Raw genomic sequence first — 15,114 nt, forward strand, 5'->3', positions numbered from 1 at the left:
CCTGCGCCCGCTACGATGATCCACATGGGCGGCAGGCAGGTGCAGCGAGTTCTGGTGGATGCCAACATCTTCTATTCCCGCACGCTGCGCGACTGGCTCTGTCTGCTCTACCTACGCGGAGGTAGCGAGATGTTCCAGGTCTACTGGACCGAGGACATCATGGCCGAGGCCTTGTACCACCTCCGCAGGAAGAACCCATTCCTTGCCGAGCAGCAGGTCGGCGGAATACGGCGAACCATCATCGAGACCTTCGGCGACCACAGCCAAATCGTCCGGTACACCGTCGATCGGGATCTCGCCTACCCCGACGTCTTCGACGCCCATGTTCACAGCGCTGCCATCCACGCGGAGGTGGACATCGTCCTGACGGCGAACCGTGACGACTTCGATTTCGATGGCAGCGATGACCTGAACTACGAGGTCTACAGCGCTGACGCCTTTTTCGAACTCGTCGACGACTCGAAGCCTGCGCTTGTTCGCGCGGTGGCGCAAGAGCAACTTGTCTACTGGGTTGAGCGCAAAGGCAAAGCGCTGCCGGAAGCCCTGCGCGCGGCAGGAGCCGACGGCTTCGCCGAACGTGTGCGGCGACACCTCCAGACGCTGGATGTGGGTCGGATCTTCGTCTCGAATCAATGATTCGGGCGGCACCGATGGGGTGGTTCGCAATCGACACGGACTGGAGGGTTGTTGACATCGCAGCGCGGTCTGGGGGTCGGCGTGGTGGCGGTCATATCGGCCCGTCTCGCGACCGGGACGCTTGTTTGTGAATAGGGACTGCGTTGGTGCTACGCCCGCTAGCCTGGTGTCTACGATGTGATTCCGGTCGGCGAGTTTTAGCCTTCCAGCATGGGGGTTGTGGGATCGCCGCAACGATTTCTCCTTGTGGCGCAACATGGTTCGGGGTAACCCGAAGAGCTGCTCGGCTATCCAGAGCATGACGGGGCACGAAGTATTCCGATCGATTACGAGAGCGCTGCTACTGTCGGGCATGGTTTCCTCGATCGGTTCGGTCGGCGGCGCATATGATAATGCGTTGGCGGAGACCACAATTGGGCTCTACAAGACCGATCGTGCGCTGGCGCTGGCATCTCCGTTGGTCGTTGCTCGAGTCGATCGCCTTCGTCACGCGCACCCCGATGCCACTGCCGAAGAACTGGTGCGGAAGCTCGAGAGGACCCTGCTGTCCACGGTGACCGCGACGGGCGCCGCGACAGGTGCGACGGCCGCGGTGCCGGGCGTCGGCACCGGTGCGGCACTGGCGATGACCGCAGGCGACGCCGCGTGGTTCACGACAGCCGCTGCTACACATGTGTTGTCGGTCTTGCGGCTGTACGGCTACGAACTCACCGACCTCGAGCATCAGAAGGCTGTCGTGCTGACGGCCCTCGTCGGTGGATCCGGTTCGGGCTTCGTCGGCAAGGCTGCGGGTCGAACAGGTGGACACCTGGGCCGTCTGCTCGCCGACTCGGTTCCACTCGCCACCATTCGCTCGGTGAATAGAGTCCTAGGCGCGAACTTTGTGACCAGATACGGTGCTCGACAAGGGATTGTGGTCCTGGGTCGGGTGGCGCCGTTCGGTGCCGGGATGGCGATTGGGGCCGGTGGCAACCTTGTGATGGGACGCGCGGTGATCAAGGCGACGCGGTTGGCGATGAGATCTGTGGCCCCCGAGGCACATCTAGACCCGGAGGCGTAGCGATGGCGTTTCAGACACCGAAGAGCGTCGAGGAGATGCTCACCGCCATTCACCGCCGGGACTAATGATGCCTGCGATTCAGCAGGTCTGCGGTACGACCTGCGCTTCCAGACGGACAAGGGAAGCCGCGACGTCCTCGGGAGGACGCCGAAGTTGGCGGCGATCTGGTCGACGGTGACCCTGTCGCCGTGGTTACGCACGACGTCGTCGCGGAACTTTTCGGGGATAGGGCTGGCGCATCAGCCGAGTGTCGAATCCATCCCGCCCGAGCATCATCTCGGCGCGCATCAACGCTGTGAGCGTCGACACCATCACCCGATGGAACCGGATCGCATCGCCTCACGTCTAATCATGGTGATCTGCCCAGATATTCGAGGACTGACGTATGACAAGCCAACCCGGCTCGACCAGCACCGACTTCGCCCTGGTCCCCGACGAGGTCACCGACGCCGGACGCTACCTTCAGCAGGTAGCTGAATCCCTCGTCAACGGTCTCACCTCCCTCGACACCGATATCGCGACGCTGCTGTCCAATTGGCGTGGCATCTCCGCCGATTCGTTCAACGCGGGTTGGACCGAAACCAAGCAGGGCGCCGATACCATCCTCGACGCGCTGGCCGACATGGCCGAACTGCTCGGTGTCACGAGCAAGACCCTCGAGGACCAGGACGGTGCACGAGCGGCGGCAACCTCCGCCCTGACCACGTCCCTGGACCTGCCGGAGCTGTGATGGTTGACAACGCAGAACCTTTCCGCGTCGATCTCGACGAACTCGAACAGATCGTCACCCGCGTGTCCGGGTTCATCGGGTTTCTCAACGACAGCCTCGACGGGCTGCAGCAACGGGTTTCGGCTGTCCAGCGGAACTGGAACGGCGCCGCCGCCGACGCCCAAGCCGAGGCATTCCGTGAATGGCACACCGGCGCAACCGATGTCGCCGACGGTATCGCAACTATGCGGCAGGCAGTCCAGGACGCTCACGGCAGATACAACGCCGCCATCGCCGCGAACCTCTCGATGCTGGGCAGGGCGTAGCACCTCATGACGACCCTGGTAGTCGATCCCACCGTGTACTCGCTTGCCGGGGCGTCGTTGCATTCCTATGCCACCGAGTATCAGCGGGTGTACTCCACGCAGATCGCCGCCTTGAGCGATACCGCCAACATGGGCGGCAACGTCGGCGAATCCAAGGCGTGGGCTACCTCCTACGATTCGACCGTCATGACGGCGATGAGCATGACCCAGCTGCTCATCACCGCGATGGGCAACTACTCCAACATCCTGCGGGAGCTCGGCTACAACCATGCTCTGGCCGATTACGTCGCCAGCACCGGACGGCCGGAACCGGCCAAACCGACCCAGCTCGCCCCGGCGTGGGCTCCGTGCCTGGCGCCCCCACCTTCGGCAGGTGGCCCTGGCAGCGGTCTGTTCGACGACATCGGATTCGCAGTGTCGGCGCTCGAGGAATTCGGCGTTTCGATGCCCGACGGCGAACCGAACGATCTGCAGACCGCCGCGGACACCTGGGACAAATTTGCCGCCGAGTCGGGTATCGGCAACCTGCCGACCCTGCTGGACCGGCTCGCGAAATCCTTCGAAAGCGAAACCACGCCCGACGCAGCATATGTCGATGAGGACATTCGCGAACTGAAGAAGTCGGCCGAAGGGGTCCTCACCCTCTACAAGGACCTCGCCAAGTCCTGCCGCGAGCACCGTTCCGCGATCCTGGAATTCCGGACACAGCTCGGCCAGTTGCTGGTCGATCTCGCGAAGGACCTCGCCCAGGAAGTCGCCGAAACGGTCGTCCTCGGGGTAGCTATTCACCTGGGGTGGTGAGGTTTTCGGTGGTCGGTGTGGTATGCGTGCGTGGTTATGGGGCGGCTGCGGGTGTGAGGGCAGGCGGTAGCCACGGACCGGTGGTGAACAGTTGGGTGAGGGCGTCGAGTTTGTCGAGGCCCCATTTATGGGCGGTGTCGAGGTAGGAAGTGACGATCGCGAAGTCGGTGATTCCCTGCAAGGTTCGCCATGCTCCACCACTGGTTCGTTGCTGTATTTTGACTGGTCGGAGCGTTCTTTCGGCTTCGTTGTTCGAAAACGGGACGGTCAGGTCGGTCGCGAACCGCAAGATCATGTCTTCGTAGCGGGTGAACCGGGCCACCAGCTTGCGGGCGTCGGCGGCCAAGGTAGTTTTCCGGTCACGGTTGTCGTCGCGGCCCAGCCCGATCGCACCGGCGTAGGCGCGGCGGATCCCGGTGAGGGTGTCGGCGTCGAGAGCCGATGCCTCAGCGGCGCGGGCCCGGCCAGCGGCGGTGTGGGCGTCGAGCAGGCAGTCGATCATCGCTTTCGCCCATACCTGCCCGGCTGGATCGGCATCGTGGATCGACCGCAAGTCGCGCAGCAGGTGCGCACCGCACCACGCGTGGGCCGCTTTGAGGTGCGCGTACCCGGCGTAGCCGTCGCGGACCAGTACCCCGGTGAACTCGCCGAGCACACCACCGGCATCAATATCGTCGGCGGAGCGGCCACCGACGTGCATCAACGTCAGATAGTCGGTGCAGGCGACGTGCACGTACTTCAACTCCGCGGCGGCGCGGCCGGTGGTTTCGTCGGCATGCAACACCGGCGCGGTGGCCAGCAGAGTTCGCATGTGGACGGAGAACTGTCGTTCCAGCAGCCGCGCGGCGCGGCCACGCACCCCTGCCAGCCAGCCAGTCGAAATATCGAGGCCGCACAGTGCGACGAACAGATCCCGGCTCCGCCCGATCGGTAGGTAATGCCCGCAGGTCAGCAACGCCGCCCGGGCCAGAGCCACCGGCCCGATCCGCACCGGCGACCCCGCCGCCGCGATCACCGCGACATGCTCGGGTGCCGCATCGGCCCAGTCACCGGCAGTCACTGTCCCGCACCCGCATTCGCGGGCGATACGCCGATACTCGGTGATCACCGGCGCCGCCGCCGGTGCCGTGTCCACGACCTGGCGGCGTTCGCAGGCGACCTCGGCGGCACCGTCGAGCGAACACGAACACCCCTGGCAGCGGGGCGGTTCCAACCGGATCGTGTGGTTCGGGTCATCGTGCAGTGGCCGCGACGTGCCTGCCGAGCCTTTCTGCTTACCCGCCGACCGCCCCGACCGGGTCCGCGACGACCGCTTCTTGGCCGGTTTCTTGTCATAGGGCGAGTCCGACCCCGACGACCACCCCGAGTTCGACGAATCCGCAGCCAACCGCCGCTCCAGCACTGCGATCCGATCCGCCTGCGCCGCAGCCTGTTCGGACTGCGACCCCACCAGCGCCTTCAACTCTGTGTTCTCCGAACCCAACTCCACATTCGCGGCCCGCAACTCCGCATTCGCGGCCCGCAACTCCGCGTTCTCGGCCAGCACCACCCTCACCTGCGCCGTCAACTCGGCCACCCGCTCAACGAGCTGCTCAACCGACGACGCTCCAGACACCCCGCCACTATGCCCGACAGGCCATCACAATCCAACCGACACGCCATCAAACCCCAAGGGGGACAGCTGAATAGCTACTCCTCGGGCTCATCGCGGGCGCCTTGACAGCCGGATTCGGCACCGCCGCCATCGCTGCCGCCAAGGCGGGCAAGCTCGCGCTGAAGATGAAGAAGTATGTCGACCGCGTCCTCGCCGCCAAACGCGCAGCCAAATTCGTCGAGAAAGTCGCCCAAACTGGCGACGATCTCGATGCCAGACGCGCCGCAATCCAGCGCATTGCCGACCTCCTCGCGCAACGCACAGCCGATATCGCCAAGGCCGCACGCGACAAGCTCAAGAGCTCTCTGGATTACGCGCTCGACAAGGAGGCGATGGGCCATGTCTTCGTGCCGAAGCACAAGTTGGACAATCTCGTGAAGTCACTGGGCGGCGAAGAGGCGACGATGACCAAGATCATCGAGAGTGTTCAGGGGGTTCCCAACGGCGTATACAATGCTTCGAATCCTCTGGTGCGCACCATCAATGGTGAGACCGTTCATATTCGCGGCGCGATGATCGACGGTGTGTTCAAAATCGGCACCGCCTACATTCCCTGACACAGCGAAGGATCCGAGGAGATCGATGAGCACCACACCCATTCAGCCACGACCGCTGACCGACCTCGAATCCGATGTCGTCACCAAACTGCTGTCCGTCGGCGGTGCTGGCGCTGACGAGTTCCGGACGCAGATCCCGTATACGCAGGTCGTCGCGACCTGGGGCGTCGGGTCACCCAGCGTCGATCTGGCTGTGCGGCCGGGGGCCGCGCAGGCAGCCGGCTCCGCCGATGGGATCTTCGCCAATGGCGCGGTCACCGACCGCAACGGATCACCGGTCGGCGAAGTCATCCTGTGGGTCGAGAACGGGTGGCTCAGTGGCATCGAGTACGCCTGGTATACTGATGAGCGCCCTCGCGCTCTGCCGGAACCGGCCCAGATCGAGGTTCTCCGAACCAGTTGACGCCACCGGCCGATCTCTCCCGGACACGTGCCGAGGAACACGGGCGAATGGTTGGTGGTGGCGCGTGAGGTGCTTGACGGGCTGTTTCGCTCAACTGACGACCATGAATCTGCCGTAACCGCGGGCGCTAGGTGAAAATCGCGCCAGCGGCGACGCCGACGAGGAATCCTGCTATCTGCTCGGGTCTGGCGTCGGTAGTCGACAGGATGATGATCGTGTACACGGTTTCGATTGATCGTTTCTCGGTGGCGCGATTCGTGCGGGTGCGTGTCATGCGCATGACCTGCTCGGGGCGTTCACGACCAGACGCACTTGGGACTAATCGAAACGAAAGCCGAACAGCCCGCCGGTGTCTGTCTCGTCGGTCAGTCGCTGGTCGAGAATGTAGGGCCCGGCGTCGAAAGCTCTGTCGCTCTGCGCTTCGACGCTGTCGAGGAAGTCGGAGTTGAGCGCCACGATGTACTGGAATCCGTGTTCATTGGCGAGCCGGGCTCCGATGTTCAGGCAGGATGCCACCTGACGTGAGTCGATCGCATCGAATAAGTGGCTGTCGTGGACGAGGATTCGTGGTCCTCGCCCCCCGGCCTTGATCGCGGCGAGCGTGCAGACGAGGTCGAGCATGAATGTCTCGACGCTTCGCACCCCGGAGCTAGCGTCACCCGAGATTCGAGGCTCGAGCGCGCTGGCCAGCGCGATCAAGGACGCCCGGACGCTGAACTACCCCGCAGCGGCCGACCATGTCCGAGCGGCACAGGAGTTCGCAGCCCGCACGGGGAAGACAGATCTGTACATGACGGCATTCGGCCCCTAATAGCGCACCCATCCAGGGATCGAGGCTTAATCATTATCGCCGCCGAAGTCCCCCACGGGTGCCGGCGGCCCGCAACCGACCAAGATCTCCCACCTCGCTCTATGCGCTGTCACCAACGGGCATCGGTTAGGATTCGCGTCATGAGTGATGGGGGGACACCAGCCTCTGGCCAGAACCTCTCGGTGGTGCCCGAGAAGGTGCGCGAGGTCGGCAAGTACGTCTACGAGTTGGCCGAAGCACTGCGATCGGCACTGGACTCCGCGGCTAAGGATGTCGCTTCGCTGACTGATGGTAGCTGGACCGGTGATGCGGCCACGGAATTCTCTGAGGGCTGGACAGAAGTGCGTGACGGCGGTTCCCGGATCATGACCGCCCTGACCGGCATGGCGGAGAAGCTGGGCGTCACCGCCGACACCTACCAGGCCCGAGATGAGAGCAACGCCGCTGTATTGAACACTTCGAGTTTGGATCTGCCATGAGCTCCCAGTTTTCGGTCGATCTGGACTATCTCGATGAGATCGTGGCCCGCCTGTCGGGGCTGGCCGGGTTCATCGGCGAGCATCTCGATGAGATCGACGATCGGGTCGCCACCCTGGCCGGTAGCGGCTGGGAAGGCGTTGCCGCCCAGGCATATACCGAGTCCCACGCTCAATGGGTCACTGGGGCAAGGGAATTCGTCGAGGGTGTGAAGGACATGAGCGACGCGGCCAAGGCAGCCCACGCGCGCTACACCACCGCCGTCGACACGAACTACAAGATGTTCTCCGGGGGATAGAACAACATGGGTGTACTGGTCATCGACTGGCAGACTTACTACGACGCCGCCAAGAAATGCCACTCCCTCGCCACTGATCTTCGTACCGCAGACAAACCGGTCCACGATGCGGTCAAAAGTGAGTGCGCGGGTATGGCCGGTGACACGGCGGGCTGTGAACAGTGGGGGAAGACCTACGATCGCGTCGCCCAGGAGACGATGCAGACCTGCACGAATCTGGCCGATGCCCTCACCAACATGGGGTACATGCTCGCCGCCGCCGGGTACAACTGGGCGCTGGCCAATAAATCCAACCCGATGCCCGACCGTCCCACCGTGTCGGCGATGTCGGAGCACAAGGTGTCGATCCCGACCTCGGTCGGCAAGAACGGTGACGGTGTCACCGAGGGCGACGGCAGTGTCCCAGGCTTCTACGACGCCCTGGTCGGAAAGATCCAGGACGAATTCGGAGGCAAGCTGCCCAATGGCAACAAAGACAAGCTCGCCAAGGCCGCATCCACGTGGAAAACGTTCGCCGAACACACCACCATCAAAGGTGCCAGTGCTCGGATCACCGAGATCAGCAACCTTTTCAACGACATCCAGGACAAGAAAGGCCTCGACCCCCTCTTCGGACACCTCACCACCCTCAACGGTGGCGCCACCCACCTCGCCTCCGCATCCCTGAACCTCGCCGCACCCGTCGCGGAATACAGCAGCGCCACCTCCGAGGTCCGCGAAAAATTCCGGGACGCGGTCACCAACGCCCTGATAGCGGCCGGAGCCACTGTCGTCATCGGTATCGCGGCCACCTGGATCACCGCCGCCCTCAGCGACGTCGCCGCCGGCGCCGGTGTGGTCGTCATTGCCGGCAACACCGCCAGGGTGCTCAAAAGCGCCTACGACACAAGCAAACTCATCAAAATAATCGGCACGGCGGCAGCAGTGGCGGGCGCCGCAGCCTTCACGGTCACCGCGTTCGACAAAGTCCCCACCTTCGCTGATGCCGCGAAACTCATCGCGATTATCGGCATGAAGGTGTTCATCGACGCCGCAGACGAATTCGAGAACTTGCCGCTGGCTCCGGGCAACCCCGCTCCGGGTATGACTGATGAAGTTGAAAAGTACATCCTTGGGAAGCATGTCAAAGGCGCTCCCAATTATAATCCTTCAAAGGGCACCTGGCCTGACACGATGACCGGCGAGGCGCTCGACGAGCTGGCCGAGGCGGCCGAAAACTCACCGGCACGAGGACCGAACCACGACGGCAATTTCGAACGCGAAGTTGACGCCGGTAAAGTCATCGGCAGTGTGTCAGAGCAGTTGGGTGGTTACGCCGCCAGCCGATACAAGATCATTACCGACCGATTCGGCGGCATTATTACCATGTATCCGATACCGTAGATGCTAGGAGTTGAATTGGGAATCGACATAATTATTCAAAATCAAATCCACGAACGGATCGACCTGGCATATGGGGACGCGGACGATACGCTTGTCAGGTATCGCGGGAATGCTCCGGCAGGCTCAATGCTTCGGGGTCTTCACGCGCACGCGGACACAATGTTCAACACAACCCAGCTGACCATGCTCTTGGACGAACTAGAAAACCTGTCGCCGAACAATGACAAAGAAGCGGAGATGCTCGTCGTATTGCGCGACGCCGCCGAAACCGCTATCCGTAGGAATGGGTATCTTTGGTTCAGTGGGGACTGAAGTCGTGAGCGTTTTCCGCCATTGCTGCAGCCGGTCCTGCGCGCAGCGCGAGGCGGCGAATTTGCGCATCCGGGTGCCCGGCATGGTAGCCCTTGTGAACGGTACCTTCGCGGCCAGCGGGGGTTCCCCACAGCGATCATCTGCCGCGGTTTGGTAGCGAACAGCCGAAATGCGATCTTGCGTAGGTGTTCTCGTCATCGACGGTGATCACGTCGCAGGTGCTGGCCAGGACGATTGGTATCTCGGCTCCGAGGTGTCTCAGGTGGGGTGTGAAGACGGCTTCGGTGTCGGTCCGGCGGACGATGGTGATCAACCGGGTGATCGGGTCGAGGGTTCGTGGGGTGAACACGATGGTCTTCGCGAGGTCGTATCCGTATCTCTTTGCCAGCGAGCGCATTCGGATCTCATCCCAGTTCTGTGGTAACCATTCAGCCTGTGTGACTGGCTGTTTGGTCGGTGTGGCGGCTTGACTGCGGGTGTGGCTACTGATGGGCTTGCTCGGTGTCCGATCCCGCGCCCACCTACGAGCAGTTGCTTGTGGTGGTGGCTGAGCAGGCGCGGTTGATCGGCGAGTTGCAGGCGGAAGTCGCGGAGCTCAAGCGGCGTCTGGGTCAGAACTCGCAAAACTCCTCGCGCCCGCCGTCGGGTGATCGGTTGAACCGCAGTCTGTCTCGTGCGCAACAGCGCAAGGCCGACCGCAAACCCGGCAAACAGTCAGGCGAGCAGGGTTTCACGTTGCGGCGCAGCGATTCTCCCGACGACGGGTTGGATTACGTTCCGCCTGCATGTGGTGGTTGTGGCAACGATCTGGCCGGTCGGGAGTCGGGGAAGGTGTCCGCGCGGCAGGTTGTCGACATCCCTGAGGTGGTCGGTGCGATGGCGTTCGAGCATCGGCTGCATTCGGTGCGGTGCGGGTGCGGTCACCTCACACAAGCCGACGCCCCGGAGGGGGTGAGCGCCCCGGTTCAGTACGGCCCGCGCTTGCGGGCGTTGGCTACCTATCTCGTTGTGTATCAGCATGTTCCGTTTGCTCGTGCCGCCGAGTTGATCGCCGATATAACCGGCGCGCGCCCGTCGACGGGATGGATCAGCTCGGTAATCGCGGCGACCGGAGAAGCGCTCGTCGATACCGACGCTTTGATCCGGGCGCAGCTGGTCCGGGCCTACCTGCTGCATGTCGATGAGACCACGATCAACGTCAACGGCACGAAGATGTGGCTGCATGTCGCCTCGACAGCGACACTGACCTCCTACTTTCTGCACAAGTCGAGGGGCCGGGTCGCGGTCAACGAATTCGGTATCCTGCCCGCCTATACCGGGGTGTGCTGCATGACTCGCTGTCGGTGTATGACGGCGAGGATTACGCCGCTGCCATACACGCGTTGTGCGGCGCCCACATCGCCCGCGAACTCGTCGCCGCCAGCGAGGCCGACCCGACCAACGCCTGGCCGAAAGCGGCTTTGGACGCGTTGTACGAGCTCAACACCGCCGCACACCAAGCCCGCGCGCTGGACCGGTCCACGATCGCGACCGAGGTTCTCGACCCGCTGCTGCTTTGGCGGTCCTGGGATCCGGCGTGGCGGTTCCCGACGTCGGGGGCGATTACCCAGGCACGGCAGCGGTTGGGGTTCGAGCCGGTCAAGGAGGCTGATCCCGTTGCTCGCCCGGGACATGATGTTGGTGTGCGACCAGGGGTTCTACAGTTTCGACCTGTGGTGCCAGGCCGTGGAGACCGGCGCCGCGGTGTTGTGGCGGCTCGGCGACATCATGGCGTTGCCGGTCGTGTCCGGCTGCGGGGACGGCTCGTATCTGACCGTGTTGTTCGCGCCCGGTGTCGGCAAACTCGAACGGGCGCGGCTGCTCGAACGTGCTCGCGCCGGGGATGACCTCGCCGACACATCCGACCGGGCGCGGTTGGCGCGGGCGGTCGAGTGCGAGGTGCCCGATCGAGGCTCCGGGGACCTGATCTGCCTGCTCACCAGCATCTCGACCTGATGAAGGCCCCGGCCCCGATGCTCGCCGAGGCCTACCGTCAGCGGTGGCAACACGAGGCGGCGAACAAGGAGATCAAAACCCAGATGCGCGGTCCTGCAAGGGTTTTGCGGTCGAAGAGTCCCGAGATGGTGCGTCAGGAGATCTACGGCTACCCGCTCGCCCACTACGCGGTCTGCGCGTCCATCTGCCAAGCCGCCGAGGAAACCGGCATCGACCCCGACCGGGTCAAATTCACGAACACCTTCCGCATCATCAGCGACAGGCTCGCCGATCCGGAAGCCTTTTCCCCCTGACCACCAGCAACAGGCGCGCGCCGAACTCGGTGCCGAGACCACCGGCCGACGCAACCTCAACCCGATCCGCCACCGCGACTACCCCCGCGTCGTCAAACGCGCCCGACACAACAGCTACCCGGTGAAACGCCTGGGCCACAAAGGAACCCGACACAACGGCCCCGCCACCGTCCGTCTCGCCAACCACAGCTTCATCACCACAACAACAGGGAAACCGCAGGTCAAAGCACTGTCAGGTACAAGCTAAGTGGCATTGCCGATGAAAGTCGCCTCGTTTAAATTCGCAAATAACAAACCCATCGAGCTCATCGATGGCGCCAATCTCCTCTGTCTCCTCGAAGAACACGCTGGCATCAAGGCTCGAATACAGGCGCCGGATGGTGGGCGCGATCCAATCGTAGGCAATGGCGAATGAGCGTCCAGCACAACTCGATCGGCGAGGCCGAGTGGACGTCGGTGTCGACCCAGCGTTGGGCTCCACCCGCAAGGGACTGCTTTCGGTCGATGGCGAAGGTAGAAAGGAGGGGCGATAGCGTGTCCGGGTGAGTGAATCCACCAGCGCGACGCCCGGCACGTGGCGGACCGTCGACGGCTCTGCCGTGTCCTTCAATGATGCCCTCTTTGCGTGGGCCTTGGCCCAATGCCACTTAGCTTGACGTGTTTTCGCAGGTCATCGGCATGATTGCGATGTAGTGCCAGCTGGTTGGTCTGTGAGACTGGTTGGTGTGGAGCGTTTTTGGGCGTGTCGGTGCCGGATCGTGTCGGTGCTGGGGTTAGCGTCGCCGACGTGGTGGATGTGGGTGCGGTGTCGTTGATCGATCAGGTGTTGTTGGGTGTGTTGACCGCTGTGGTGGACCGTGATGCGGTGGAGATGGCGATTTCCGAGCACGGCAAGGCGCCCAAGCGTCGTGGTGGGACGTTGCCGCCGCATTTGGTGATGTATTTCGTGGTCGCGTTGGCGTTGTTCGCAGGTGTGGACTACGAGGGGGTGATGCGGAAACTGGTTGGGCCGCTGCGGCTTTGGCGTTGTTGGGATCCGAAGTGGAGTTTGCCGACCTCGGGTGGGATCACCCAGGCCCGGCAGCGGCTGGGGTTCGAGCCGATGAAAACACTGTTCGAGCGGATCGCGGTGCCGGTGGCGTCGCGGCTGACCCTGGACGCGTTCTACGCGCGACGCAGGCTGGTCTCGATTGATGGCATGGTGTTCGACGTGGCCGACACCGAGGCCAACGCAACGGAATTCGGTAAACCGAGCAAGGGAGTGTTGCCACAGGCACGGGTGGTGACGTTGACCGAATGCGGCTCGCATGTGAGCCTGGGCGCGGTGATCGGGCCGGTCGTGGGCAAGGGCACCGGTGAACGCACCGCGCGGCCGAACTGATCTGGTTACTCGAACCCGGCATGATGTTGGTGTGTGACCAGGGGTTCTACAGTTTCAAACTGTGGTGCCAGGGCGCCGACACCGACGCCGACCTGTTGTGGCGTCTCGGTGACATTATGGACCTGCCGATCGTGGACCGCCTCGGTGACGGCTCCTATGTGACACTGCTTTTCGCGCCCAAAACCCCGGCGAAAATGCGGGCCGAGCTGCTGGAGGCGGCCATAGCCGGGGAGGAGTTGGACTGGGACCGGACTCGTTTCGCCCGCGTCATCGAGTACGAGATCACCGACCGTGGCGAAGGCGGTGAGCTGATCTGCCTGCTCACCACCATCCTCGACCCGCACGAGGCACCCTCGCTGATCCTGGCCGAGGCCTATCACCAACGCTGGGAACACGAAGCCGCGAACAGGCAAATCAAGACGCAGCTCCGCGGCCCCGCCAAAACCCTGCGCTCGCAAACCCCGGACATGGTCCGCCAGGAAATATACGGATTCCTCATCGCCCACTACGCGATCTGCTCGCTGATCTGCCGGGCCGCGGTCGAGACCGGCATCGATCCCGACCGCGTGAAGTTCACCCAGACCGTCCGACTCGCCCGCGACACCATCGCAGGCCCGGACGGTTTTTCCCCCTGACCGCCAACTCGAGCTCCACACCGAACTCGCCGAACAGATCACCGCAAAACGCCACCTCAACCCCCGCCGCCACCGCTCCTACCCCCGCGTCGTCAAACGCGCCAGACACAACAGCTTCCGAGTAAAACGCAAGGCAGACAAGGGAACCCGTCACACCGGACCCGCTACCATCCGGCTGGCCAACCAAAGCTGCATCACGCCGACACAACGACGACCATCCGCAAAACCGCCGGTCACAGCTCTACAGGGGGCGAGCTAAGCGGCATTGGGCCTTGGCCGCGCATGAGGTGCTCGTCGACACCGCGACGCGGTTCAACGATTTCATCACCTACAAGGAACTTTCTGAACAGGTCCAGAAAATGTCAGGCATCCGCACTCGCTCGCAGATGCGCAATTGGATCGGGAGCGTTCTGGGGAGGGTCGCCGACCGTTGCCACGGGGCGTGCGAGCCACCCCTTACCGCCCTGTGTGTCCGGCAGGATCAGACAGTCGGCGAGGGATACAAGTATGTCCTCGAACTCGCCGGGCTACCTATCCCAGAGGATCTGGAAATGCACGCCGCACACGCCCGGTGGCAGTGCTATCAACACTATGGAGCCGACCTTCCCGACGACCATGGCGTACCGACCTTGACCCCACGCGTCGCTGCGGCCCGTCGGGCGGAAGCCAAGGCACAGCCGACCCCGCCGGCGCTCTGCCGCGGCTGCTACACACAGCTCCCCGCGAGCGGAATATGCGACTACTGCCGCTGATCTACCGATCCGAACAACGCCGATCGGAGATTCGGCAACCTGCCCGGGTTGAGTTCAGCAAGATGGTGTACGCGTCGGCGGCCTGATCGGTCGCCGAGTCTGGCGTACTCCCCGGACAGCAAGGCGGTCACCGCGTGATCCTCGAAGGACCTTCCACAGTCTCTCGTAGGAGATTTCACGCGATGACCGCAATCCAGCCCGATCTGCTGTGCACCGCTGTCGAGCTTCGTCCAGACCCTGATGGGCGCCGAAGCCGACGCGGTCTGCGGTGCCGGCTACGGCGAACGCAGCGACGAGCGGACCAACCACCGCAACGGCTACCGCCACCGCGGCTTCGACACCCGCGTCGGCACCATCGACGTCGCAATCCGAAACTACGGCAGGGCAGCTATTTCCCGGACTGGCTGCTCGAACGCCGCAAACGCGCCGAACGCGCCCTGACGTCGGTGGTGGCGACCTTGCTATCTGCTGGGTGTTTCGACGCGGCGGATGGAGAAGCTCGTCGAATCCCTCAGATTCACAAGTCTTTTCAAGTCCCACGATTCGGTCGAGTCGCCGGAGCAGCTACTCACTGTTCAATGCAATTGCGCCTGCGTCGATGCTATCGACGCTGATGTCGGGTGGTTCTTGT

Annotated in this window: 20 protein-coding genes and 2 pseudogenes; 18 read left to right on the forward strand and 4 right to left on the reverse strand. The window is 63.3% G+C overall.

Features of this window, described 5'->3' with window-relative positions:
* Window positions 1–24: 24 nt before the first annotated feature.
* The 5 genes from ACV7NQ_RS32555 to ACV7NQ_RS32575 all read left to right on the forward strand — a co-directional run bounded on the left by ACV7NQ_RS32555 (window position 25) and on the right by ACV7NQ_RS32575 (window position 3,532).
* Complete coding sequence (locus ACV7NQ_RS32555) at window positions 25–636, forward strand: PIN domain-containing protein (protein ID WP_463363061.1); 612 nt, start codon at window positions 25–27, stop codon at window positions 634–636.
* Window positions 637–1,093: 457 nt separating this feature from the next.
* The gene (locus tag ACV7NQ_RS32560) at window positions 1,094–1,696 is read left to right on the forward strand and encodes a hypothetical protein (protein WP_463365906.1); all 603 of its coding nucleotides are present in this window, start codon (window positions 1,094–1,096) and stop codon (window positions 1,694–1,696) included.
* A 385-nt stretch (window positions 1,697–2,081) separates the two neighbouring features.
* Entirely contained in the window at window positions 2,082–2,426 is a 345-nt protein-coding gene (locus tag ACV7NQ_RS32565) for a WXG100 family type VII secretion target (protein ID WP_463363062.1), read from the forward strand.
* Window positions 2,426–2,731 (forward strand): WXG100 family type VII secretion target, encoded by a 306-nt coding sequence (locus tag ACV7NQ_RS32570; protein WP_463363063.1) that lies wholly within the window; start codon window positions 2,426–2,428, stop codon window positions 2,729–2,731. The genes ACV7NQ_RS32565 and ACV7NQ_RS32570 overlap by 1 nt, the downstream gene beginning before the upstream one ends.
* A 6-nt stretch (window positions 2,732–2,737) precedes the next feature.
* Window positions 2,738–3,532 (forward strand): hypothetical protein, encoded by a 795-nt coding sequence (locus tag ACV7NQ_RS32575; protein WP_463363064.1) that lies wholly within the window; start codon window positions 2,738–2,740, stop codon window positions 3,530–3,532.
* Between the two features lie 34 nt (window positions 3,533–3,566).
* On the opposite strand, the gene tnpC is transcribed toward ACV7NQ_RS32575, so the two are convergent.
* Window positions 3,567–5,057 (reverse strand): IS66 family transposase, encoded by a 1,491-nt coding sequence (tnpC, locus tag ACV7NQ_RS32580; RefSeq protein WP_463365536.1) that lies wholly within the window; start codon window positions 5,055–5,057, stop codon window positions 3,567–3,569.
* Window positions 5,058–5,248: 191 nt separating this feature from the next.
* Here tnpC and ACV7NQ_RS32585 point away from each other — a divergent pair, with 191 nt between their 5' ends.
* Complete coding sequence (locus ACV7NQ_RS32585; protein WP_463363065.1) at window positions 5,249–5,743, forward strand: hypothetical protein; 495 nt, start codon at window positions 5,249–5,251, stop codon at window positions 5,741–5,743.
* A gap of 25 nt (window positions 5,744–5,768) precedes the next feature.
* Window positions 5,769–6,146 (forward strand): hypothetical protein, encoded by a 378-nt coding sequence (locus tag ACV7NQ_RS32590; RefSeq protein WP_463363066.1) that lies wholly within the window; start codon window positions 5,769–5,771, stop codon window positions 6,144–6,146.
* Between the two features lie 127 nt (window positions 6,147–6,273).
* Here ACV7NQ_RS32590 and ACV7NQ_RS32595 read toward each other — a convergent pair whose 3' ends face one another.
* Window positions 6,274–6,420, reverse strand: coding sequence for a hypothetical protein (locus ACV7NQ_RS32595; RefSeq protein WP_463363067.1), 147 nt, complete (start codon window positions 6,418–6,420; stop codon window positions 6,274–6,276).
* A gap of 44 nt (window positions 6,421–6,464) precedes the next feature.
* Window positions 6,465–6,767: a DUF2326 domain-containing protein gene (locus tag ACV7NQ_RS32600; RefSeq protein ID WP_463363068.1), complete on the reverse strand. Its 303-nt coding sequence runs from the start codon at window positions 6,765–6,767 to the stop codon at window positions 6,465–6,467.
* On the opposite strand from ACV7NQ_RS32600, the gene ACV7NQ_RS32605 reads away from it, so the two are divergent.
* The 5 genes from ACV7NQ_RS32605 to ACV7NQ_RS32625 all read left to right on the forward strand — a co-directional run bounded on the left by ACV7NQ_RS32605 (window position 6,766) and on the right by ACV7NQ_RS32625 (window position 9,427).
* Window positions 6,766–6,957: a hypothetical protein gene (locus tag ACV7NQ_RS32605; protein WP_463363069.1), complete on the forward strand. Its 192-nt coding sequence runs from the start codon at window positions 6,766–6,768 to the stop codon at window positions 6,955–6,957. The two genes, ACV7NQ_RS32600 and ACV7NQ_RS32605, sit on opposite strands and share 2 nt — an antisense overlap.
* 140 nt (window positions 6,958–7,097) lie before the next feature.
* Window positions 7,098–7,436: an ESX-1 secretion-associated protein gene (locus tag ACV7NQ_RS32610; RefSeq protein WP_463363070.1), complete on the forward strand. Its 339-nt coding sequence runs from the start codon at window positions 7,098–7,100 to the stop codon at window positions 7,434–7,436.
* On the forward strand, window positions 7,433–7,732 hold the full coding sequence (locus ACV7NQ_RS32615) for a WXG100 family type VII secretion target (protein ID WP_463363071.1): 300 nt from the start codon (window positions 7,433–7,435) through the stop codon (window positions 7,730–7,732). Before ACV7NQ_RS32610 ends, ACV7NQ_RS32615 begins: the two co-directional genes overlap by 4 nt.
* A gap of 246 nt (window positions 7,733–7,978) precedes the next feature.
* Entirely contained in the window at window positions 7,979–9,115 is a 1,137-nt protein-coding gene (locus ACV7NQ_RS32620) for a hypothetical protein (protein WP_463363072.1), read from the forward strand.
* A 15-nt stretch (window positions 9,116–9,130) separates the two neighbouring features.
* A complete protein-coding gene (locus ACV7NQ_RS32625; RefSeq protein ID WP_463363073.1) occupies window positions 9,131–9,427 on the forward strand; it encodes a hypothetical protein in 297 nt (98 codons plus the stop codon).
* Between the two features lie 136 nt (window positions 9,428–9,563).
* On the opposite strand, the gene ACV7NQ_RS32630 is transcribed toward ACV7NQ_RS32625, so the two are convergent.
* Window positions 9,564–9,824 (reverse strand): hypothetical protein, encoded by a 261-nt coding sequence (locus tag ACV7NQ_RS32630; RefSeq protein WP_463363074.1) that lies wholly within the window; start codon window positions 9,822–9,824, stop codon window positions 9,564–9,566.
* Between the two features lie 146 nt (window positions 9,825–9,970).
* Here ACV7NQ_RS32630 and ACV7NQ_RS32635 point away from each other — a divergent pair.
* The 6 genes and pseudogenes from ACV7NQ_RS32635 to ACV7NQ_RS32660 all read left to right on the forward strand — a co-directional run.
* A pseudogene (locus tag ACV7NQ_RS32635) lies at window positions 9,971–10,711 on the forward strand (IS66 family transposase); the annotation flags it as partial.
* A gap of 59 nt (window positions 10,712–10,770) precedes the next feature.
* Window positions 10,771–11,313 (forward strand): transposase domain-containing protein, encoded by a 543-nt coding sequence (locus tag ACV7NQ_RS32640; protein ID WP_463365907.1) that lies wholly within the window; start codon window positions 10,771–10,773, stop codon window positions 11,311–11,313.
* A 108-nt stretch (window positions 11,314–11,421) separates the two neighbouring features.
* Window positions 11,422–11,715, forward strand: a complete 294-nt coding sequence (locus ACV7NQ_RS32645; RefSeq protein ID WP_463363075.1) for a hypothetical protein — start codon at window positions 11,422–11,424, stop codon at window positions 11,713–11,715.
* A gap of 742 nt (window positions 11,716–12,457) precedes the next feature.
* A complete protein-coding gene (locus ACV7NQ_RS32650; RefSeq protein ID WP_463365557.1) occupies window positions 12,458–13,096 on the forward strand; it encodes a transposase domain-containing protein in 639 nt (212 codons plus the stop codon).
* A gap of 20 nt (window positions 13,097–13,116) precedes the next feature.
* Window positions 13,117–13,731 (forward strand): transposase, encoded by a 615-nt coding sequence (locus ACV7NQ_RS32655; protein WP_463358709.1) that lies wholly within the window; start codon window positions 13,117–13,119, stop codon window positions 13,729–13,731.
* 934 nt (window positions 13,732–14,665) lie between these two features.
* Window positions 14,666–15,044, forward strand: a pseudogene (locus ACV7NQ_RS32660) (transposase); the annotation flags it as partial.
* Window positions 15,045–15,114: the final 70 nt, after the last annotated feature.

Source organism: Nocardia sp. Tas62D01 (assembly GCF_055232035.1).

Excerpts from the sequence above, each read along its gene's own strand:
- ACV7NQ_RS32555 (WP_463363061.1), top strand. The coding sequence starts at position 25 with ATGGGCGGCAGGCAGGTGCAGCGAGTTCTGGTGGATGCCAACATCTTC.
- ACV7NQ_RS32565 (WP_463363062.1), top strand. The coding sequence starts at position 2,082 with ATGACAAGCCAACCCGGCTCGACCAGCACCGACTTCGCCCTGGTCCCC.
- ACV7NQ_RS32570 (WP_463363063.1), top strand. The coding sequence starts at position 2,426 with ATGGTTGACAACGCAGAACCTTTCCGCGTCGATCTCGACGAACTCGAA.
- ACV7NQ_RS32575 (WP_463363064.1), top strand. The coding sequence starts at position 2,738 with ATGACGACCCTGGTAGTCGATCCCACCGTGTACTCGCTTGCCGGGGCG.
- ACV7NQ_RS32590 (WP_463363066.1), top strand. The coding sequence starts at position 5,769 with ATGAGCACCACACCCATTCAGCCACGACCGCTGACCGACCTCGAATCC.
- ACV7NQ_RS32595 (WP_463363067.1), bottom strand. The coding sequence starts at position 6,420 with ATGACACGCACCCGCACGAATCGCGCCACCGAGAAACGATCAATCGAA.
- ACV7NQ_RS32605 (WP_463363069.1), top strand. The coding sequence starts at position 6,766 with ATGAATGTCTCGACGCTTCGCACCCCGGAGCTAGCGTCACCCGAGATT.
- ACV7NQ_RS32600 (WP_463363068.1), bottom strand. The coding sequence starts at position 6,767 with ATGCTCGACCTCGTCTGCACGCTCGCCGCGATCAAGGCCGGGGGGCGA.
- ACV7NQ_RS32610 (WP_463363070.1), top strand. The coding sequence starts at position 7,098 with ATGAGTGATGGGGGGACACCAGCCTCTGGCCAGAACCTCTCGGTGGTG.
- ACV7NQ_RS32615 (WP_463363071.1), top strand. The coding sequence starts at position 7,433 with ATGAGCTCCCAGTTTTCGGTCGATCTGGACTATCTCGATGAGATCGTG.
- ACV7NQ_RS32620 (WP_463363072.1), top strand. The coding sequence starts at position 7,979 with ATGCTCGCCGCCGCCGGGTACAACTGGGCGCTGGCCAATAAATCCAAC.
- ACV7NQ_RS32630 (WP_463363074.1), bottom strand. The coding sequence starts at position 9,824 with ATGCGCTCGCTGGCAAAGAGATACGGATACGACCTCGCGAAGACCATC.
- ACV7NQ_RS32645 (WP_463363075.1), top strand. The coding sequence starts at position 11,422 with ATGAAGGCCCCGGCCCCGATGCTCGCCGAGGCCTACCGTCAGCGGTGG.
- ACV7NQ_RS32655 (WP_463358709.1), top strand. The coding sequence starts at position 13,117 with ATGATGTTGGTGTGTGACCAGGGGTTCTACAGTTTCAAACTGTGGTGC.